A 20108-nucleotide genomic window follows, 5' to 3' on the forward strand; every position below is an offset into this window, starting at 1 on the left:
TGTGCGGTGAACGGCGCGGCTCTGCCGTCAGTCCGGCATCGTGTCTCCCCCGGCCGCGCTCTTTACGGGCTTGAGTGCGTGTCGTGGCACGGGAAGGACACCTTCCTCAGTCAGATCCTTTACGGAGATGAGCGGGCCGGAACAGACCGCCTCCAGCACTTCCCGTTGAGCCGGTTCCTCCTGCACCAGTAAGCCGAGGATGTTGAGCAGCGTGAGCAACTCGGTTGTCCAGTCAGGAGACCAACGACGGGCTACCACATGATCCAGTTCCAGTCGTCGCTTGCCCGCCGGCTCCTTCCGGCGGTAGCCGAACCACTTGTCCAGGACGTTCATCCCGGAGACCTGATACTCCCTGGTGGATGGCGGCACGGGCGTGATGCATCCGGAGCCGATCCACAGGCGCTGCTCCTCTGGCTCGTATCGGAGGGCTTGCGGCATCCCCTCCTCCGTGTCCGGTATCTCCACGACACAGCGAGGACGGCCCGAGGGAAGCCGTAGCGTCTCGCGCGTACGTCCTTCTGCCTGATCCGCGAAGCGGTCGCCGTATGTGTGCAACCACAGCACACGGCGACCGAGGCGAACTGCGCGGTCCCACAGACGAACGTCTCCAGTCAGTGGTATCCGGACGCCAGGGTCTTCGAGGTTTTCTCGAAAGCGCTCCGTGTAGGAGGGATGGGAGACCACCCCGGCCATGTAGGCCAGGAAGTCTTCGGGCGCGACTGGCGTGGCGAGCCGTCGTGAGAGCACGTCGAGCAAGGCGGGAGCGATGTTGGGAGAATCGCCCTGTGCATCGCGGTAGAGCGGTCGGGCACAACCGCTGCGTCCGTTGAAGTAGTGCATGTCGGGGATCAACGCGCTGAACACGAGGGCCGGTCCGCTTACGACAGGGTGGGCGTTCTGCTCCACGGTGAACACCTGATGATCTCCCCGTACCCGCCAGAGGTCGGGCCGCGCGACCACCATCAGCCGATGATCCGGCAGGATCAACTGGCGGTCGAAGGATCGGTACCCAACCTGGACAGGATCGGGCTGAGGTCGCCGCTCCTGTCGTAACGGAGTTGCGTCGTAGCCGGTCGTTCCAGCAAGGGGCGTCACTCGGCTATCGATCGTGCGGTCCCTGGCCTCTCCGAAGAGTTTCCTGCGCTCGGATGGGTCGGCGCCCAGGAAGATCCGCCATCGCTTACGGAGCGTCGTCTCGTCCGGTGCGTAGACCCATACTCGGCCGGGCGTCACCCCCCGCGAGGACCACGGCATCAGGTCTCTGAGCAGGGGCGCACTCGTCCACAAGTCGTCTCCTTCCGGAAGGAAGGGGTCTGTGTCTCCCGTTGCGCAGTCCCGCCACTCGGGATCGTCAAGGGTCAAGCTGAGCAAACGCTGGGCCTTGTCGTCGCGATGCCCGTGCACTTTCAGGTGGTGCACGAGGGCACTGTCCTCGCGGTGGTCGTCTCGTCTACGCACGAATACTGCGATGCAGAGCTCTTGGGCGACATCCGGGAAGAGGCGGCTCGCCACGGCAGATCGCTGGCCTTCAGGGGAGAGATCGATGACCCAGCCTTCATCGGCTGATTTCCGCAGGTAGCGCCGCATGCCAGCGAACGCGCGGCTCTTCAGCCAGGCTTTCGGAGTGATGTAGGCAACCACGCCGAACGGTGCGTCATCGTGGGCGTCGAAAACTTTCCACGTACCCCAACGCCAGAAGAAGACGTGCAGGTTGGACAGTTTCGACTCGTAGGTACCGTTGCCGGCCAGTCGGAAGGCGTCGAGCGGTGGGTCTTCACCGACATTCGGATCACCTTCCTCGATCCACTTGCCCGCGCCCCGAGTAACGGCATCGTGGGGCGGGTTGCCGATCACCACCATGACGCGTTCGTCCCGCTTGACCTTGTTGGCCTGTCGGCGGGACTCTGCGAGAGGGCGGTAGGTGTGTGGGATCCAGTTGAACTCGGCCCTCGGGTTGTCGAGGGTGTCGGCCACCAGGAGGCGCAGTCCTTCTCTGGGAGCAGCAGAGCCATAGTCCTTCAGCAGTGCATGCATCCGTAGGTCCGCCACGGCGTAAGGGCCTATCTGACGTTCGAAGCCGATGAGTCGCTGCCCCACCAGCTGCCGGAGCCGGGGACCGAGTGCGCCGGCTCCCTCCTCCTCTGTGATGGTGGACGCCGCCCGTCTGAGGACGGACAGCAAGAAGGTGCCCGTTCCCATGGCGGGGTCGACGACGACCACTTCCGATGACGCGAATCCGGTCTCGATCCCGAAGGACCTCTTCAGAATCGCCTCGGTCAAACGAACCATGGCCTCGACCACACCGTGCGGCGTGTAGTACGAGCCGGTGCGCACGCGCAGCTCGCGATCGTAGATCTGCAAGAAGTCCTCGTACAGGAGGAGGTAGGAATCTCCGGAACCGTCGTCAAGCCGGCTCCAATCGACGGCTCCCACCACCCGCAGCAGCGTGTCGAGCGTGGTGGACAAGTCTCCCGTCGCCGACTCTTCGGTGAGAACGTCGAGAGCCTTACCCATCAGGGAGTGCCGCTTGCCCAGTTTCGCGGCGATGGCATGTACCGATTCGCCGTCGAATGCGATGCCTTCGACCCTTGCCAGTAGCAGGGCGAACACCACCGTCTGGCCGAACTGTTCAACGAACTCGTCGTCCGTTGTCTCAGGAAAGAGCAGCCGTCGCCACTCTTCGGCGATCTCCGTGAAAACGCGGCGGCGCCTGCCGGCCTTCTCCTGAACCATCGACTCGGCTACCTCGTCACAGAGCAGACGGCACAGTCCCGCGACGGACCGAATCAACTGTGTGGTGGTGCGAGGCGGCTTCGGCTGCCAGGTGAGGAAGTCTTGGAGCACCCTGGCCAAAGCCCCACCGTCGGGAGTGAGCCGTGTTCCCGATGTCAGGACTGAGCCCTTCATCCTGGCAAGTTGCCCAACGGGTTGGCCGCTGCGGTACAGCGCGAACTCGTCTCCGTCGCAGTAGAGGACGTTGGGCAGTAGTCGTAGCTTCTCCCACTGGGCGGCACTGTCCCCGGTGAAGAGAGAGGGGTCCGCCCCGCGCCCCGGTTTCTTCAATTCGATGTAACCGACGAGCGCTCCGTCGACTGACACCGCATAGTCGGGCCTGGCCCGCAGGTCCACGAGCGGGACCTCACCGGTCAGCGTGATGGTGAACCCCAAGCGTCCCCCGACAGCCCGTATCAAGGTCTCCAGCGGGCCACGGAGCTGATCCTCCTGCCACCCGCCGCCTTTTAGCTTCGGGGTGACCTCAGCTCCAAAGGCGGATACGGCCGCTCGTACGGCTTCCTCGTAGGTGCCGCGTTGATTTGCTCGTACCGCCACGCCGCCCCCTGACGGTCAAAGCGGCCGACGGCACCAGTGCGGACCTCACGGCCGCACCCTGCTCTCATTCGTCGGGGCCATCCCCGACATCACGCCATTACCAAATGTAATTAACAGGAAGCAGATTGTGAAGGGTGCGCCAGTACAAGTCCAGACCCTGGGGCGGACCCATGAATGATGTGGATATGAGTCCGTGCCCCCTACCGCCCTACGGGTCTGGTGCACGATCGCGGTGTAGCAGCCCCTGGTGCCCACCAGCTCGCCGAGCCGGCCGAGTGGGGCAGAAGGGGACGGCTCTGACCGATGCGCCGTCGTCACCGGGCAGCCAGACGGAGTCCAGCGACTCGTCGACGGTCTTGCCCCGCCTCGGAGCCGGATCCCACCCCGATCTCGTCGCGCAACTGCCGCACCAGAGCGGCGAACTTCGCGGAGTCCGCCTCGGTAAGGTTGTCGGCCAGCTCCGACAACCTCTGCAGGGCGGCGAGTTCGACCTCTCTGCCGCGTCGGTCCTTCTTCTTCTCCAGCGTCCTGATCCGCACGGAGACCGTGGCCCGCAGGGGCGCTGCCCCGTGGCGACCTCCCCGCCCCAGGGGTCGCGGCCTGCCCCGTGACACCAGCCCTCCCCAAATGGGACATACCGGACAATGATACTGAGTGCGCTCGACGCTTCCCGCCCCGCGGTCCGCCGCCTTCTGAGCCCCTCCTCACACCCCCAGGGCATCCGAGATAACCGGCCTGCCCCGTCGACGGGTTGGACGCACCGGACAATACGCGAGGGCGAATTCGACCCGGATTCGACCAGAAGGGTTCTTCAACTACTAAAAATGACCTCTGCCCTGCGGAAACACAGAGCGGCAGACGAGTCGGGCTATACGCCGGGTTCTGTCACCCAGCCGCCTCGCGGCGGCCGGGGAGACGGCCATCCATCTAGGGTCGGCGTTGCCGCCGGCCTCGTGCGGTCTACCCGCGGACTTGGGCGGGCAGCCCTCGAACGTCCGCGCAGAGTCGCTTTTTACGGCGGCTCCTTTTGACCTTGCTCCGGGTGGGGTTTACCTAGCCGCCTGAGTCGCCTCAGGCGCTGGTGGTCTCTTACACCACCGTTTCACCCTTACCGAGGACCGAAGTCCCTGGCGGTCTGTTTTCTGTGGCACTGTCCCGCGGGTCACCCCGGGTGGCCGTTAGCCATCACCCTGCCCTGTGGAGCCCGGACGTTCCTCGGGGAGGTTCACAAGAACCTCCACGCGGCCGTCCGCCCGGCTCGTCTGCCGTGTCGACCATGGTAGCGGGCGTGTGGCTCGTCTTGAGCCCGAGGCCGCCGTGGCCAGGAACGAGCCCGCCAGGATCAGGGTGAAGGACACCGCGACCGCTGTGGTCAGGGACTCGTCCAGGAAGGTCACGCCCGCCACCACCGCGACCGCCGGGTTGACGTACGTGAAGACGACCGCCCTCGTCGCGCCCGCCTCGCGGATCAGTTCCAGGAAGACGACGAAGGCGAGGGCCGTGCAGATGACGCCCAAGCCCGCGAGGGAGGCCAGGACCGATGGCGAGGGGACCTCGGAAGGCCAGGTCAGCGCTGCCGCGGGGGCGTACACCAGGGCCGCGAGCAGCAGGCACGGGGCTATCAGCTGGAGCGTGGGGACCGGCTTCAGGTAGTGCGCGACGATCAGGGGGGCGGTCGCGTAGCCGAGGACCGTGACCAGCATCTCCGCGAGGGAGCGGGCGTCGCCGCCGGTGAGGTGCGGGACGGTCAGGACCGCTACGCCGGCCAAGCCCAGGCCGAGACCGGTGATTCGGCGGGTGCCGAGGCGTTCGGTGTCGCCGAAGAAGCGGGCTAGGACGACTCCGACGATCGGTACGCCCGCGATCAGCAGGCCGGCCGTGGAGCTGGACAGGTGGCGTTCCGCGTCCGTCAGGGTCCACCAGGGGCCGATGATCTCGATAACGGCGAAGGCCAGCATCGGGCGCCAGTGTGTCCGTACGACGCGGACCAGGCCCCCCTGCCGTACGGCGAAGGGCAGCAGGAGCGCGGCGCCGAGCGCACAGCGGGTGAAGACCACCATGGACGGGGAGACCCCGTCCACCGCCACTTTGATCATCAGGTAGGGGATGCCCCAGAGGACTCCCATGAGGGAGAAGAGAAGCCAGCCTCGTGCAGTCATGGGGGCAGTCTCGGGCGGGTCGACGGGCGTGTCTTGAACGCTGTTGCGCGACGCCAGTTGCTAAGACCGCTACGCCGACGCGAACACACTCGCGCGGTACGCCGCCGGAGTCACCCCGACCACCCGCCGGAACCAGCGCGTCAGATGCGCCTGGTCCGCAAAGCCCACCAGGTCCGCGACCTCGGCGGGGCGCCGTCCGGCCTCGAGAAGACCACGGGCCCTGGTCACCCGGTGCTGGGCGAGCCAGGCGTACGGCGGCATCCCCATCGTCGTACGGAAGGCGCGTAGGAGCTGGTAGCGGGAGAGGCCGAGGTCGGCGGCGAGGGTGGCGAGTGAGGGCGGGCACTGCAGTTCGTCGGTGAGGCGGTCGCGTACGGCGTGGGCGATGTGGCCGGCGCCCGGGATCGTGTCGCACACCGGGCGGGCCGTGGAGTGGCGGCGGGCCAGGGCGGTGAGCAGCCATGGGAGGCGGGATTCGGCCTCCAACGGGTCGGGGCAGGCGCTGAGTTCGGTGTGTGCGGTGCGCAGGGCCGCGGCCAGTTCGGGGTCGTCGAGGAGTGGTTCGCGGAAGTGCGGGAAGGTCAGGGTGCCCTCGGTGAGGAGGGAGGGGGCCGGGTACATGGCGCGGTACATGTAGCCTCCGCACTCGGCGGGCCCGCCGGTGTGCGCCTCGCCGGGGGCGAGTACGACGATCGATCCCGGTCTGGTGCGGATCCGGCCGCCCCGGTAGTCGATGAGCTCGGCGCCTCCGACGCAGACCCCGACAGTGAACTCCGCGTGGGCGTGCGGCGCGTAACGGTGCCGGTCGAAGCGGGCGGTCAGCAGATCGAGTGGGCTCCCGTCGCGCCCGAGGGTGGCCCGGGTCCAGAGAGCCTGCTCACGTCCGCTCACGCCGTACCCCTCCGCAACCTCGACTCGCTGTCAGAGGTGCAACGCCTGAGCGCCCCTCTTCCATGCCGCGCTCAGGTCCGCGCCGGGAGCAGGTGGGGGGACCGAGGGCTCAGAGGAAGTCCGTCGTGTCCAGGTCGAAGGCGAACGGTTCCGGGAGGGCGAGCGGCTTGCCGAAGGGGAGCGTGCAGTGTTGCCGGTAGTCGTCCCGTTCCGGGTCGCTGAACAGCGTCACCGAGGAGGCCTCGCGATCGACGAGCAGGTAGAGCGGGATGCCGCCGCGGGCGTAGCAGCGGCGCTTGGCCTCGCCGGTCCCCGGCTTGGTGGGTGTGACCTCCATGACCATGGCGACACCGTCGCAGGGCATCCAGGAATCGGCACCCCGGAAGAGCCGTAGTTCCGTGCAGGTGAAGGTGCCGTCCGGGATCGCGTGGTTCTTCGGGTAGGCGCCGCCGCTCTTCAGTTTCAGGCCCTTGTTCCCCGAGAAGTCCATGTCGGTCCCGGACCGCCTTATCACCTGCTTCATGATCAGGCTGATGTAGTCCTCGTGGTCCCCGTCCGGCGGCTGTGTCACGACAATCTGCCCCTCGATCAGTTCGGCCCGGAAACCCTCCGGGGTTCCCAGGGCCAGAAATCCCTCCAGCAGGACCTCGCCCTGCGCGAGCGATTCACGTGCAGCGACAGTCAAGTCACGCCCCTCTCTCAGTCGCTCGCCAGACTGGGACATCGAGTGATCACCCGTCCATGAGATCGGGAACTGTTCCCTCGATCGTGGCCCACGACCGCCGACGCCGTCCGGCTTCGCCCGCCCGCCGCGAGCGTCGGCTTGACCCTGCCGCAACGTCAACGTTTCTACTGAGGTCATGCGGATCGGAGAACTCGCCACGGCCGTCGGTGTCACGACGCGGACCGTGCGGCACTATCACCACCTCGGGCTGTTGCCCGAGCCCGAGCGGCGGCCCAACGGGTACCGCGAGTACGGGCTGCGGCATGCCGTCGTCCTCGCGCGGATCCGGCGGCTGACCGAGTTGGGGCTCGGGCTCGCCGAGGTTCGGGACGTGCTCGCGGACGACGCGGGGCGCGAGCTCGCGGAGGTGCTGGCGGAGCTGGACGAGGATCTGGCTCGGCAGGAGGAGGCGATCCGGGAGCGGCGGGAGCGGCTGCGGGCGCTCATTCGCGAAGGGGTGCCTCCGGAAGGGCCCGTCTCGCCCGAACTGACCGCGTTGTTCGGGGAGATGGCGCACGGCCCCGAGTCCGAGTCCGAATCCGCCATGGCGGCTAAGGACCGCGAGATGCTGGCGCTCATCGATACGACGGCCGATCCCGAGGACCGGGACCGGCTGCTGGCCGCGCTGCGTGTGGCGTTCGCGGCGCCGGGTGCGGTGGAGCGGGCGCACAGGGCGTACGCGCTGCTCGACGAGCTCGCGGACGCGGATCCCGGGGACCCGCGCGTGGACGAGGCCGCACGGGCACTGGCCGACAGCATGCCGGAGGCCCTGTTGCCGAGGGGTGACGTGGACCAGGACAACAGCTTCCTACGGGCCTTCTTCGCCGACTTCCCGCCTGCCCAGGCGGAGGCGATCCGCCGCACGATGCGGATGGTCGCGGCGCGACAGCGTACGGATGGGAGTTCGCCATGAGGGCCGTGTACAGACTGCTACGCCGGCTCATTGCCCACGAGCTGCGGCTGATCGCGAGCCTCTGGCGGTGGGTGGCCCGGCGGCCCCACGGGGTGGGCGAGGGGCGCGGTTTCGGTCATGCGCGTGGGCAGGCCGCGATGATGTTCGGGTTCGCGTTCGTGTGTGTCGTGGAGACCGTCGGGATGTCGGTGCTGCTGCGTGATTATCCCGCCGTGCACCAGGTCGTCCTCGTCCTCGACGTCTACACGGTGGTCTTCGTGTTCGGCCTGCACGCGGCCTCCGTGACCCGGCCGCACGTGCTGGACTCCACCGCCCTGCGGGTGCGCAACGGCGCCTATGTCGACCTGCGGATACCGCTGGAGGACATCACCTCCGTACGCCGCGAGGTGCGCTTCACCCACGAACGGGAGGAGGGCGAGCTGAACCTCCCCGTGGGCGCCCAGACAGAGGTGACCCTCGAACTCGCCACCCCGGTAAGGCACTTCACCTTCCTGGGACGGGAACGGGCCGTCCATCTCGTACGTCTCCACGCGGACGACCCCGACGAACTCGTCCGGAGTCTCACGCGGGCGCGAACCGTACCTTCGCCGCTCCCGGGTCAGCCTGCGTGAGTCGGACCCGCAACCGCTCCCCCAGCGGCAGCGGCGCGGGCCCGCCCACCAGCCGGGCGAACACCGCCGGAGACTCCAACTGCACGGTCCCGACCGTGGGTTCGTGCTCCTGTACGTCCACCACGCAGCCGTCGAAGATCTCGCCGACCCGGTCCTTGAGCAGCGCCGCCTCGACGATGTCGACGCACTCGCGCTCGACGGTGCCCTGGCGCCGGGTGCCGTCGGCCATCTCCTTGGGGAGTTCGCCGAGGGCGGCCAACACCCAGTCGGGGGGCGGCTGTTCGGCGACGGCCGCGAGGCAGATCTCGGAGGCGTAGCGGTCGGCGAGGCGGCGCAGTGGGGCCGTGCAGTGGGCGTAGGGCGCGGCGACTGCCGCGTGTGAAGTGACCTCGGGGAGGACGCCGTCCTGGAACACCGTGTAGCCCGCGCCGCGGAGCAGCGTCGTGCACTCCTGGAGGAAGGCCGCGTGGTGCGGACGGTGCGGGTCGAGGGAGCGGATGAGTCGCGCGTACGAGACGTGGTGCGGCCAGTCGATGTGCAGGGCCTTGGCGGTACGGCGGAGGCGGCCGACCGCGCCGTCGGGTGCGGCGGGGAGGGTGCGCAGGACGCCGGTGCCGTGGGCGAGCATGAGATCGGCCGCGGCCATCCCGGTGAGCAGGGAGATCTGCGCGTTCCAGCCGTCGGCGGGGAGCGGGGCGCGGTAGGCGAGTTCGTACGTCCCGTCCATCCCGTCCGTCCCGTCCTTCTCGACGATCTCCTGCTCGGGGACGTTGAGCGAGATGCCGCCGCGCTCCACTTCGAGGCCCTCGCGCAGCAGCCCGACGACCTTCAGCAGCGCGAGCGGCTCCTCCGCCGTCCCGTCGTCGATCCGGCGCTGTACGTGCGCGTAGTCGAGCTTGGCGCGGCTGCGTACGAGGGCACGGTGCACGTCGACCGTCTCCGTACGGCCGTCCGCGTCGAGGTCGATCGTCCACAGCACGGCCGGGCAGGTCTGGTCCGGGAGCAGGCTGGCGGTGCCCTCGGAGAGCTGGGCCGGGTGCAGCGGGACCTTCTCGTCCGGGAAGTACAGGGTCGTCACGCGGCGGTGGGCCTCGGCGTCCAGGGCGCCGCCGGGTGCGACGAACGCGGCGACATCGGCGATCGCGTACCGGACGCGGAAGCCTCGCTCGCGGCGTGACAGGTGCATCGCCTGGTCGAGGTCCGTGGAGGTCGGCGGGTCGATGGTGAAGAGGGGGATGTCCGTCGCGTCGCGGGCGGGCAGGCGGGGTGGCCGCGCGGCTTCTTCGAGCACGTCGGGCGGGAAGCTCTCGGGTACGTCGAGCTCGGTACGCAGTGCGCGCAGGGCGGCCCGCAGGGGGGCCTCGGCTGCGCCGGTGACACGGATGCGACGGCGAGGCATGGGTCGAGCGTAGGCCGCGCCGCATCGACTGGCACTCCGGGCGGCGGCATCGACTGGCACTGCGGGCGGCCGGTCCGACCCTCCGGGCGCCGGTCCGACCGAGATCGCGGTCCTCGTCGACGAGAGCGCCGACCCGGTGCGCTTTCGCGTACCCCTTAGGCTTGCCCGGGCCAGATCCACCGTAGGGAGATACCACCGTGCTCGTGCTGTTGCCGCCCTCCGAAGGCAAGGCGCCCTCCGGCCGGGGAACCGCGCTGAAGCTGGAGTCGCTGTCGCTGGCGGGGCTCACCGAGGCGCGTCAGGCGGTCCTCGACGAGCTGGTCGAGCTGTGCCTCGGCGACGAGGAGAAGGCCCGCGAGGTGCTCGGGCTGAGCGAGGGTCTGCGCGGCGAGATCGCCAAGAACACGGAGTTGCGGACGGCGGGTGCGCGCCCGGCCGGGGAGATCTACACGGGGGTCCTGTACGACGCCCTGGACCTCGCCTCGCTCGACCCGGCGGCCAAGCGCCGCGCGAGTCGCTCCCTCCTCGTCTTCTCCGGCCTGTGGGGTGCGGTCCGGGTGACCGACCGGATCCCGTCGTACCGCTGCTCGATGGGGGTGAAGCTGCCCGCGCTGGGGGCGCTGGGCGCGTACTGGCGTACGCCGATGGCCGCCGCGCTCCCCGAGGCGGCCGGTGACGGGCTCGTCCTCGATCTGCGGTCCTCCGCGTACACGGGCGCCTGGAAGCCGAAGGGCGGGGTCGCCGAGCGGACGGCGACCGTACGGGTGCTCCACTCGCAGCTCGTGAACGGCGTCGAGAAGCGGTCCGTCGTCAGCCACTTCAACAAGGCGACCAAGGGGAAGATCGTGCGCAGCCTGCTCATGGCGGGTGCGGCGCCGAAGGATCCGGCGAGGCTGGTGGAGGCGTTGCGGGATCTCGGGTACGCGGTGGAGGTGGCGGCGCCCGGGAAGGCGGGCAGGCCTTGGGCGCTGGACGTGGTGGTGACGGAGATTCACTGACCCGTTCCGAATTGCGTTGCAGCATACGCAATGACCTTTGCGCATGTTGCGCACCCCGGGCAGGATGAGCGGCATGACTTCGCCGCTGCCCTCATCTCCGCATGCCTCCGTGCTGGACCTCGCTCCGGTCGTCCCCGTCGTCGTGGTCACGGACGCCGCCGACGCCGTGCCGCTCGCGCGGGCGCTGGTCGCGGGTGGGCTGCGGGCCATCGAGGTGACGCTGCGGACACCGGCTGCGCTCGACGCGATCCGGGCGGTCGCGGCGGAGGTGCCGGACGCGGTGGTGGGTGCCGGGACGGTTCTCTCGCCGGATCAGGTGGCTGAGTGCGTGGCCGCGGGGGCGCGTTTTCTGGTCAGTCCGGGCTGGACGGACGTACTGCTCGCCGCCATGGAGGGGTCCGGGGTGCCGTTCCTGCCGGGGGTGTCCACGACTTCGGAGGTCGTGGCGCTGCTGGAGCGGGGGGTGCGTGAGATGAAGTTCTTCCCGGCGGAGGCGGCGGGAGGTACGGCGTATCTGAAGTCGCTGGCGGGGCCGCTGCCGCAGGCTCGGTTCTGCCCTACGGGCGGTATCGGGCCGGTCTCCGCGCGGGAGTATCTGGCGCTGCCCAACGTCGGGTGCGTGGGCGGGAGTTGGATGCTTCCCGAGGACGCGGTCGCTGCGCGGGACTGGGGGCGGATCGAGTCCCTGGCTCGGGAGGCGGCGGCGCTGCGGCCTTGATGTCGACCCCCTCAGCGGAGGGCTACGGCCTTGATACCGGCCCTCCTCAGCGGAGGTGGGACGTGTCGTTGAACAGGCGCAGGCTCGCGTTGCCGTCCGCGTAGTACGCCACGGCGGAGAGGGAGGCCGCGGACAGTTCCATGCGGAACAGGGACTCCGGCGGGGCGCCGATCGCGAGGCGTACGAGGGTCTTGATCGGGGTTACGTGGGTGACGAGCAGGACGGTGCGGCCCGCGTACGCGGCGATGAGTTTGTCGCGGGTGATGGCCATACGGCCGGCGGTGGCCTCGAAGCTCTCGCCGCCGCCGGTGGGTTCTGCCTTCGGCGACTCCAGCCAGGCGTTGAGGTCGTCGGGGTAGCGGTCCCGTACCTCCGCGAAGGTCAGGCCCTCCCAGGCGCCGAAGTCCGTCTCGCGGAGGCCGTCTTCGACGGTCACGTCGAGGCCCAGGCGGGTGGCTACGGCTGCGGCGGTCTGCCTTGTGCGGGTGAGGGGGGACGCCACGATCGCCTGGATCGTGCCGCGGGCGGCCAGTGCGGTGGCGGCTCGTTCGGCCTGGTCGCGGCCCACGTCCGACAGGGACGGGTCCGATCCGCCGCTGCCCGAGAATCGCTTTTGCGGGGTGAGGGGGGTCTCGCCGTGGCGCAGTAGTACGAAGGTCGCGGGGGCGCCCATGTCCGGGGCTGTGCCCCAGCCGGTGGACGGGGCGGTCGTCGCCACGTTTCGCGCGGCTCGTACGTCGGCTTCGGTCTTTGCGGCTGGGCCGCCGGACGGGGGGCTGGCGGGAGTCTTCGGAGTGCGGGCCGCATGGGGCTGGTCGCGCAGTTCCCCGCGCCCCTGAAGGGGCGCTCCCTGACCCGGCGCGTCAGAGGCTGCGCCGCCCGATGACGGGGAACTGCCGGAAGTCTTCGCAGTGCGGGCCGCATGGGGCTGGTCGCGCAGTTCCCCGCGCCCCTGGAGGGGCGTTTCCGAGACCGGCGCTTCAGAGGGCACCGGCCCTGCCATTGCCGCCCTTACCCTTGCCGCGCCCGCCGATGCATCTCCCGGCGGGCCCGACGGCTCAGGCGCAGCCGTCCTCGTCGCCCTCGTGTCCAGCTCTGCCGTCGACGCCGACGGGGACCACTGTTCGCCCCGCTTGCCCGCGTCCATCGCCTCGTTGGCCAGGCGGTCGGCGTGTTTGTTCTGCTCGCGAGGGATCCACTCGTATGTGACCTGGGACGGTGGGAGGATGCGGGCCGCCTCCGCCGCCAGGGGTTTCATGTCGGGGTGTTTGATCTTCCAGCGGCCCGACATCTGCTCGACTACGAGCTTGGAGTCCATGCGGACGCGGATCGGGGCGGAGGGGTCCAGTTCGCGGGCCGCCTTCAAGCCGGCGATCAAACCCCGGTACTCGGCCACGTTGTTGGTGGCGACGCCGATGTACTCGGCGGCCTCCGCCAGGGTTTCCCCGGTGGCCGCGTCGATGACCACGGAGCCGTAGCCCGCGGGTCCCGGGTTGCCCCGGGAACCGCCGTCGGCCTCGACGATGAACTCCCGCACCGCACAAGCTCCTTAACAGGTCTTACAGGTCTTGCAGGTCTTAGAGACCGGACTCGGACGTGCGCACCAGGATGCGGCGGCAGTTCTCGCAGCGGAGCACCGTGTCCGGGGACGCGGCCTTCACCTCGTTGACCTCGGTGATGTTGAGCTCCAGGCGGCAGCCCTCGCAGCGGCGCTGGTAGAGGCGGGCCGCACCGACGCCGCCCTGCTGCTGGCGCAGCTTGTCGTAGAGCTTGAGGAGGTCGGCGGGGACGGAGCCCGCGATGACCTCGCGCTCCTTCGTCGCCGTGGCCGTCTCGCCGTCGAGCGACTCGTAGGAGGCGTCGCGGCGCGCGGTCGCGTCGTCGATCTTCGACTGGACGGAGGAGACCCGCCCGGTCAGTTCGGTGGACCGTTCCTGCGCGGACTCACGGCGTTCCATGATCTCCAGGACGACGTCTTCGAGGTCGCCCTGCCGCTTGGCGAGGGAGGTGATCTCGCGCTGGAGGTTCTCCAGGTCCTTGGGGGACGACACGGCACCCGAGTCGAGGCGCTGCTGGTCGCGGACGGCGCGCTGGCGCACCTGGTCGACGTCCTGCTCCGCCTTGGTCTGCTCGCGGGCGCAGTCGCTCTCCTCGGTCTGCGCGGCGACGAGCAGGTCGCGCAGTTGCGTGAGGTCCTTGTTCAGCGACTCGATCTCGGCGTGCTCGGGCAGCGACCTGCGCTTGTGCGCCAGCTGCTGAAGGCGCGCGTCGAGGGACTGGACGTCGAGGAGTCGGATCTGGTCGGCGGGCGCGGCGTTCAGTTGGGGGCTCCTGATGTATCGGTAGTCGAGGCCGCGTGGGCGGTCCAGGGGTCGGTGACCGTCTTGGAGACGTGGACGCGGAGTCCCCATCCCTTCCGGTCGGAGATCTCGTCGAGCTGGGCGGCGGCCAACTCGCACCAGGGCCACTCGGTGGCCCAGTGCGCCGCGTCGAGCAGCGCGAGAGGACTGTGGGCGCGGGCCTCCGACGCCGGGTGGTGGCGCAGGTCCGCGGTGAGGAAGGCGTCAACGCCCGAGGCGCGTACGTCGTCGAAGAGACTGTCGCCGGAGCCGCCGCTGACCGCGACGGTCCGTACGAGCGCCTCGGGGTCGCCCGCGACGCGGATGCCCTGCGCGGTGGCGGGCAGCCGCTCGGCGGCGCGTGCGGCGAGCTCGCGGACGGTGAGCGGGTGGTCCAGCTCACAGACCCGGCCGAGGCCCCGGCGGCCTTCCGGGTCGGTCGGGTCCGGCACGAGGGGTCGTACGACGCGGAGGTCGAGCGCGCCCGCGAGGGCGTCGGAGACTCCCGGGTCGGCGCGGTCGGCGTTCGTGTGGGCGACGTGCAGCGCAATGTCGTTCTTGATCAGGGTGTGCACGGCGCGGCCCTTGAAGGTGTCGGCCGCGACCGTCGTCGTACCGCGAAGGTAGAGCGGGTGGTGGGTGACCAGCAGGCCGGCGCCCAGCTTCACCGCCTCGTCGACGATGTCCTGGACGGGGTCGACGGCGAACAGTACGCGCGTGACCTCCTGGTCGGGGTCGCCGCAGACCGTGCCGACCGCGTCCCATCCCTCGGCCCGCTCCGGGGGCCAGAGGGCGTCGAGCGCGGCGATGACTTCAGACAGACGGGGCACGGGGAAAGGCTACCTGGCTCAGGCCGGTCCCCCACCGGCCGCGGGCCACTCCGCCGGGACACCGGCGACGGATCCGGCCGGGCCCCTGGCGACGGACGGGCCGCGGTCGCCCCGCTCCCCTCTCACGGTCCCTCCCCTGCACCCACCCCACTCCCCTCCCCCGCCGCCCGTCCCGTTCAGCACATCCGCCCCCGTTCCCTCAGGCGAATCGGGACATGGCCACCCTTATGTGTGAAACGTGCGCCCGGCGGTCCCACGTCTGTGCGTGCGAAAACTAGTTTCGTGGCCGGAGGTGACCGAACGATGACGGCCTGTGCCACCGAACCCGGGAACGGGGCGGCTGAGAACGAGTACGAGCCGGCCGCCCGCCCCGCCTGCGTGATCACCGCTGACGGAACGTACGCGGCACGCCTCGCCCTCGACGGCGAGTCCCAGTCCTGGTACCCGGAGCGCTGGACCCTGGACGGCGCCGAGCCGTACGCAGTACCGCTGCCCGCCCACCAGCCGGAGGAGCCCGGCACCGAGGTGCTGCCGCTGACCGACGGCCGGGTCCTGATCCACCGCGAGGCGGACGGGCGGCACGCGTTCTCGCTGCTGTACCCGACCGGGCCCGGCACCGGCGAACTGCCACTCGGTGCGGTGGAGTGCCCCGACGCGGACACCCGGCTGCGGCTGCTGCCGCCCGCGCCGGACGGGGATCGCGCGTACGCCCTCGCCGTGGGACGGGGGTCCACGGCGGTGTGGCTGGTGGCGGGCGGCGCCTTCGGGCCCGAGCATCTGGCGGAGGTGCCGGGCCGCTGCTCGGGCGGGGTCTGGCTGGACGGCACGGGACGTTTGCTGGCCCTGGACCGCTGCCAGGACGGTCGCACCAAGACGGTCGTCGTCGACCTGGAGCGCGGCGGCGAGGTGTCCCCGCTGCTGCAGATCGCCGAGACCAGCAACGACCGGCTGCTCCTCGCGGACCCCGACAGCGGACTGCTCCTCATCCGCTCCGACGCCCCGTCCCCGGGCCACGACCGCCTCGGCTGGGGCGTCCTCGGCAGCACCCTGCCGGTCCGCTTCCCGGAGAGCCTCCACCCGGCCGACTGCACGGTGACCCCGTTCGCGATCCAGCCCGGCCAGGTGCTGATGCCGGAGAACTGCGCGGTCGCCCTGCGCATCGACGGCCCGTCCGGCACCTGGGTGGGCCTGTGGCGCCCCGCCGAACGTCAGGTCCACCATCTCCCGGCGCCCGAGGGGTGGTTGACGGGGGCGGGCCTGTGGAGCAGGGATGGCATGCTCCAACTGCCGTACGCGACGGGGACGGTGGCGTACGGGGTGGCGAAGGTACAGGCGCCCGCGGCGCAACCGGAGAGGGCCACGCCCGCTCCCCCGGAGCCGGAACGGGCGGCCGCACCCCGCCCGGTACCTCTCCAACAGGCACCTTTGAGCGGACGGGATCATTCAGCCCGTCCGGCGTTTGAGGACGAGGCCGTCCAGGCCGAAGGGGGGTCTGGGGGCGCAGCCCCCAGGGACGGGACGGGCAGGGGCGGAGGGGGCGAGAAAAACCCGAGCCCCGCCGAAACCCCGGCCCTGACCGCCGGTTAGAATCCCCCGGCACAAGAAGGATCTTGTTTACGGGGTGAACACCAGATGAGCGACACCAGCACGATGGAATGGCCGACCACTGACGCCCAGGCCGAAGGCCACGGCAAGCACCGCGGCCCGGTGGTATCCGGCGGCGACGCGGACGCGACCCCGCAGGGCCGCCACCGCAAGCCGTCCGACCAGGGCAACAAGGCCTGACGACAGGTCGCGGTCACAATCGGCAAGGCAACTCCACGGCCCCGCTCGCTGTACAGCGAGCGGGGCTGTTCCGTGCGCCAAACCAGCAGCTAAGTAGCCGCCCGCAAAGGGCTACCCGCGCTTGAGCCCCAACACCTCCGCCGCCGCGAACGTCTCCCCCGTCGGCCGCTCGGCGTAATGCGGGGTGAGCAACGCATCCAGCTCGTCATAGGTGAAGGCGTCCTGCTTGCTGTCGAACTTCGCTGCCACCCGCGGGCGTTCGACGATCGCGACCATGCCGCCGTGCACGACGAGGAGCTGACCGTTGACGTGCGCGGCGGCGGGCGAGGCCAAGTAGCCGACGAGCGGGGCGACATGCTCGGGGGCGAGCGGGTCCAGGCCGTCGTCGGGCTCGGCGAGACCGGCGAACACGTCCTGCGTCATACGGGTCCGGGCGCGTGGGCAGATCGCGTTCGCGGTCACGCCGTACTTCGCGAGAGCCAGCGCCGTGGACGTGGTCAGCCCTACGATCCCGCCTTTGGCGGCGGCGTAGTTGGGCTGTCCGGCCGAGCCCGCGAGGAACGCCTCCGAGGAGGTGTTCACGATCCGCCCGTACACCGGGCCGCCCGCCGCCTTGGACCGGGCCCGCCAGTGGACGGACGCGAAGTGGGTCGTGTTGAAGTGGCCCTTCAGATGCACCCGGATGACCGAGTCCCACTCGTCCTCCGACATCGAGAAGACCATCCGGTCGCGCAGGATGCCCGCGTTGTTGACCAGGATGTCGAGCTTCCCGAACTCGGTGACCGCCAACTCGACCAGCTCGCGGGCCTGTTCGTGGTCGGCGACGTCCCCGGTGTGGGCGAAGGACCGGCCGCCCGCGTCACGGATCTCGGCGGCGACCTCCTCCGCGGGGGTGGCCGACGCCTCGCCGGAACCGTCGCGCCCGGACTGGCCGTAGTCGTTGACGACGACGGCCGCGCCGAGCCGGCCGAGTTCGAGCGCCTCGACGCGGCCGAGCCCGCGGCCCGCGCCGGTGACGATCGCGGCCAGCCCCTCAAGTGGCAGTGACATCAAGGTCCTCAGAGGTTGTGGCGGTCATGGAAGTCGCCTGGTCAGATCTCGATGCAGGTACGCAGCGCCGTGCCCGTCCGCATCTGGTCCAGCGCCTCGTTGATCTCGGCCAGCGGCACCCGGTGGGTGATCAGGCCCTCCAGGTCGATGCGCCCTGCACGCCACAGGGCGACGGTCCGCTCGTACGAACGCAGGACGTCTCCGCCGCCGTACATCGAGGGCAGGATCCGCTTCTCGTCGAAGAACAGCTCGAACATGTTGAGCTGGAGGAAGTCGTCCATGGCGCCCGCGCCGACGATGACTAGGGTGCCGCCGCGCCGGGTGTTCTCGTACGCGGTGCGGGCGGTGGCCGAGCGGCCGACGACCTCGAAGACGTAGTCGAAGCCCTCGCCCGCGGTGATCCGCTGTTTGGCGTCGGGGAGTTCGTCCGGTGAGACGGCCTGGGTGGCGCCGAACCTCAGCGCGGCCTCGCGGCGGGAGGCGACCGGGTCGACGGCGACGATCTCGGCCGCGCCCTTGAGCCGCGCGCCCTGGATCGCGGAGATGCCGACGCCGCCGCAGCCGATCACGGCGACCGACGAACCGGCCTCCACGTCGGCGGTGTTGAGGGCGGCGCCGAGTCCGGTGGTGACCCCGCAGCCGATGAGGGCGGCGATGTCGAAGGGCACGTCGTCGGGGATCGGCACGGCGCACCCGGCGTCGACGACGACCTCCTCGGCGAAGGTGCCGGTGCCCGCGAAGCCGAAGACGTCTCCGCCGGGGCGCTTGAAGTTGGGCGTGCCGGCGTTCATGAACCCGGCCAGGCACAGTTCGGTCTGGCCGCGCTTGCAGGCGGGACAGACTCCGCAGGCCGGCAGCCAGCAGACGACGACGCGGTCGCCGGCCTTGACGTTGGTGACGCCCTCGCCGACCTCGACGACCTCACCGGCGCCCTCGTGTCCGGGCACGAACGGCGCCGGCTGCGGCAGCACGCCGTTCATCGCCGACAGGTCCGAGTGGCACAGCCCCGTGGCCCGTACCCGGATCCTCACCCTGCCGGGACCGAAGCCCACGGCCTCGACGTCGTCATGGACTTCCAGTTTGTCCTGGCCTATCTCGTGCTGTACGGCTGCGCGCATGGTGCGGCTCCCCTCAGGAAGAACGTCACGGAAGAACGAGAGGGTTGAACGTCACGGATGAACATCAAGGGTGAACGTCACGGAGGTACGTACGACTGTCAGGCGTGTTCGACGAGGGTGTCGGCGAGGACCGGTGCCTCGTCCCGTTCGACCGCGGTCACCGTCACCTGGATCCCGGCGTCCTGCCGCCACATCCGGATGCGCAGGGTCTCGCCGGGGAAGACGACACCGGCGAAGCGCGTGGCGTACGAGCGGACGCGGGTCACGTCCCCGCCGAGCAGCGTGTCGACGACCGCCTTGAGCGTGATCCCGTAGGTGCACAGCCCGTGCAGGATCGGCCGGTCGAATCCGGCGAGTTTGGCGAACTCGGGGTCGGCGTGCAGCGGGTTCAAGTCGCCGGAGAGCCGGTAGAGGAGGGCCTGGTCCTCGCGGACCGGGCGGTCAACGGTCTTGTCCGCGGGGCCGGTCGGTGTTTCGAGGCGGGCGGATGGGCCGCGGTCGCCGCCCCAGCCGCCTTCCCCCCGTACGAAGATCTGGGCGTCGTTCGTCCACAACGGGCCCTCGGTGTCGGTGACTTCGGTGCGCATGACGAGGATCGCGGCCTTGCCCTTGTCGTACACGGCGGCGATCCGCGAGGTGGCCGTCGCCCTGCCCTCGACCGGGATAGGGCGGTGCAGCCGGATGCTCTGGCCGCCGTGCAGGACGCGGGCGAGGTCGACCTCGACGCCCGGCATGGAGAGGCCGCCGATCACGCCCGGGGAGCCCGCGCCCGCGACGGTCGCGAAGCTCGGCAGGACGTGCAGCCTGGACTCCAGGGTGTAGCGCAGCTCGTCCGGGTCGGTCGCGGGGCTCGGCCGGTCGGGATTGGCGCCCGCGCCGAGGCCGAGGTGGTAGAGCTGGACGTCCTTGTGACCCCAGGCGATCTCTCCGGCCCGGGGCTCGGCTGCGACGGCCTTGGCGGCGTCAATGGGCATGGGACTCCTGATCACTAGCGCGTACGTCATCCGGTTGTGGCATGGAGACCCCGGTGCGGCCGTCCGCACCGTCGGCCGCACCGAGGTCGACACTGGGCCGTGGAACCCGCCTCTTCTAGAACGCGTTCCAGTCCGGCGACCCCTTGTATAGCCCAGCGCCCAGTAGTTGTGAAGCCTCCTGACACCATGTCAGATCTGTGCCGGATCGACGAGCCGTGACATTTGTCCCGCCCAACTCCTTACAAACGCATCTGCCGGGCGGCGCCGCC

General features: G+C 70.0%; 17 protein-coding genes, 1 other RNA gene and 1 pseudogene. 6 read left to right on the plus strand and 13 right to left on the minus strand.

Annotation, left to right across the window (positions count from 1 at the left end):
* Positions 1-27: 27 nt before the first annotated feature.
* From OG219_RS14490 to OG219_RS14520, 6 genes and pseudogenes are all read right to left on the minus strand, one after another.
* Complete coding sequence (locus tag OG219_RS14490) at positions 28-3330, minus strand: type ISP restriction/modification enzyme (protein WP_266826574.1); 3303 nt, start codon at positions 3328-3330, stop codon at positions 28-30.
* Positions 3331-3644: 314 nt separating this feature from the next.
* Positions 3645-3869, minus strand: coding sequence for a hypothetical protein (locus OG219_RS14495; protein ID WP_266826576.1), 225 nt, complete (start codon positions 3867-3869; stop codon positions 3645-3647).
* A gap of 316 nt (positions 3870-4185) precedes the next feature.
* An RNA gene (rnpB, locus tag OG219_RS14500) (RNase P RNA component class A) lies at positions 4186-4591 on the minus strand.
* Between the two features lie 118 nt (positions 4592-4709).
* Positions 4710-5489 (minus strand): annotated as a pseudogene (locus OG219_RS48255) (DMT family transporter); the annotation flags it as partial.
* A 69-nt stretch (positions 5490-5558) separates the two neighbouring features.
* Complete coding sequence (locus tag OG219_RS14515) at positions 5559-6380, minus strand: AraC family transcriptional regulator (protein ID WP_266826582.1); 822 nt, start codon at positions 6378-6380, stop codon at positions 5559-5561.
* A 109-nt stretch (positions 6381-6489) separates the two neighbouring features.
* Positions 6490-7065 (minus strand): Uma2 family endonuclease, encoded by a 576-nt coding sequence (locus OG219_RS14520; protein ID WP_266826584.1) that lies wholly within the window; start codon positions 7063-7065, stop codon positions 6490-6492.
* A 175-nt stretch (positions 7066-7240) separates the two neighbouring features.
* Between OG219_RS14520 and OG219_RS14525 the strand changes: the two genes are divergently transcribed.
* Complete coding sequence (locus OG219_RS14525; RefSeq protein WP_266826586.1) at positions 7241-8017, plus strand: MerR family transcriptional regulator; 777 nt, start codon at positions 7241-7243, stop codon at positions 8015-8017.
* Positions 8014-8628 carry a hypothetical protein gene (locus OG219_RS14530; protein ID WP_266826588.1) on the plus strand — a complete coding sequence of 205 codons (615 nt, stop codon included), beginning with the start codon at positions 8014-8016 and terminating at the stop codon, positions 8626-8628. The genes OG219_RS14525 and OG219_RS14530 overlap by 4 nt, the downstream gene beginning before the upstream one ends.
* Here OG219_RS14530 and OG219_RS14535 read toward each other — a convergent pair.
* Positions 8579-10027, minus strand: coding sequence for an RNB domain-containing ribonuclease (locus tag OG219_RS14535; RefSeq protein WP_266826590.1), 1449 nt, complete (start codon positions 10025-10027; stop codon positions 8579-8581). The two genes, OG219_RS14530 and OG219_RS14535, sit on opposite strands and share 50 nt — an antisense overlap.
* Positions 10028-10224: 197 nt before the next feature.
* On the opposite strand from OG219_RS14535, the gene yaaA reads away from it, so the two are divergent.
* Both yaaA and eda read left to right on the plus strand, forming a co-directional pair.
* Entirely contained in the window at positions 10225-11025 is an 801-nt protein-coding gene (gene yaaA, locus OG219_RS14540) for a peroxide stress protein YaaA (protein WP_266826592.1), read from the plus strand.
* A gap of 73 nt (positions 11026-11098) precedes the next feature.
* Positions 11099-11743 (plus strand): bifunctional 4-hydroxy-2-oxoglutarate aldolase/2-dehydro-3-deoxy-phosphogluconate aldolase, encoded by a 645-nt coding sequence (gene eda / locus OG219_RS14545; protein WP_266826594.1) that lies wholly within the window; start codon positions 11099-11101, stop codon positions 11741-11743.
* 46 nt (positions 11744-11789) lie between these two features.
* On the opposite strand, the gene OG219_RS14550 is transcribed toward eda, so the two are convergent.
* From OG219_RS14550 to OG219_RS14560, 3 genes are read right to left on the minus strand one after another with little or no spacing between them, the layout of a single operon-like run.
* The gene (locus OG219_RS14550) at positions 11790-13280 is read right to left on the minus strand and encodes a bifunctional RNase H/acid phosphatase (protein WP_266826596.1); all 1491 of its coding nucleotides are present in this window, start codon (positions 13278-13280) and stop codon (positions 11790-11792) included.
* Between the two features lie 40 nt (positions 13281-13320).
* Entirely contained in the window at positions 13321-14064 is a 744-nt protein-coding gene (locus OG219_RS14555; RefSeq protein ID WP_266836094.1) for a zinc ribbon domain-containing protein, read from the minus strand.
* On the minus strand, positions 14061-14912 hold the full coding sequence (locus tag OG219_RS14560) for a Nif3-like dinuclear metal center hexameric protein (RefSeq protein WP_266826598.1): 852 nt from the start codon (positions 14910-14912) through the stop codon (positions 14061-14063). Before OG219_RS14560 ends, OG219_RS14555 begins: the two co-directional genes overlap by 4 nt.
* A gap of 303 nt (positions 14913-15215) precedes the next feature.
* On the opposite strand from OG219_RS14560, the gene OG219_RS14565 reads away from it, so the two are divergent.
* Together OG219_RS14565 and OG219_RS14570 are read left to right on the plus strand one after the other, a co-directional pair.
* On the plus strand, positions 15216-16499 hold the full coding sequence (locus OG219_RS14565) for a hypothetical protein (RefSeq protein ID WP_266826600.1): 1284 nt from the start codon (positions 15216-15218) through the stop codon (positions 16497-16499).
* Positions 16500-16544: 45 nt separating this feature from the next.
* On the plus strand, positions 16545-16697 hold the full coding sequence (locus OG219_RS14570) for a hypothetical protein (RefSeq protein ID WP_266826602.1): 153 nt from the start codon (positions 16545-16547) through the stop codon (positions 16695-16697).
* Positions 16698-16808: 111 nt separating this feature from the next.
* On the opposite strand, the gene OG219_RS14575 is transcribed toward OG219_RS14570, so the two are convergent.
* The 3 genes from OG219_RS14575 to OG219_RS14585 form a co-directional block, all read right to left on the minus strand.
* Positions 16809-17747, minus strand: coding sequence for a 3-oxoacyl-ACP reductase (locus OG219_RS14575; RefSeq protein ID WP_266826604.1), 939 nt, complete (start codon positions 17745-17747; stop codon positions 16809-16811).
* 41 nt (positions 17748-17788) lie between these two features.
* A complete protein-coding gene (locus OG219_RS14580) occupies positions 17789-18865 on the minus strand; it encodes a Zn-dependent alcohol dehydrogenase (protein WP_266826606.1) in 1077 nt (358 codons plus the stop codon).
* Between the two features lie 98 nt (positions 18866-18963).
* Positions 18964-19839 carry a MaoC/PaaZ C-terminal domain-containing protein gene (locus tag OG219_RS14585; RefSeq protein ID WP_266826607.1) on the minus strand — a complete coding sequence of 292 codons (876 nt, stop codon included), beginning with the start codon at positions 19837-19839 and terminating at the stop codon, positions 18964-18966.
* Positions 19840-20108: the final 269 nt, after the last annotated feature.

Source organism: Streptomyces sp. NBC_00038 (assembly GCF_026343635.1).
Classification (GTDB): Bacteria; Actinomycetota; Actinomycetes; order Streptomycetales; family Streptomycetaceae; genus Streptomyces.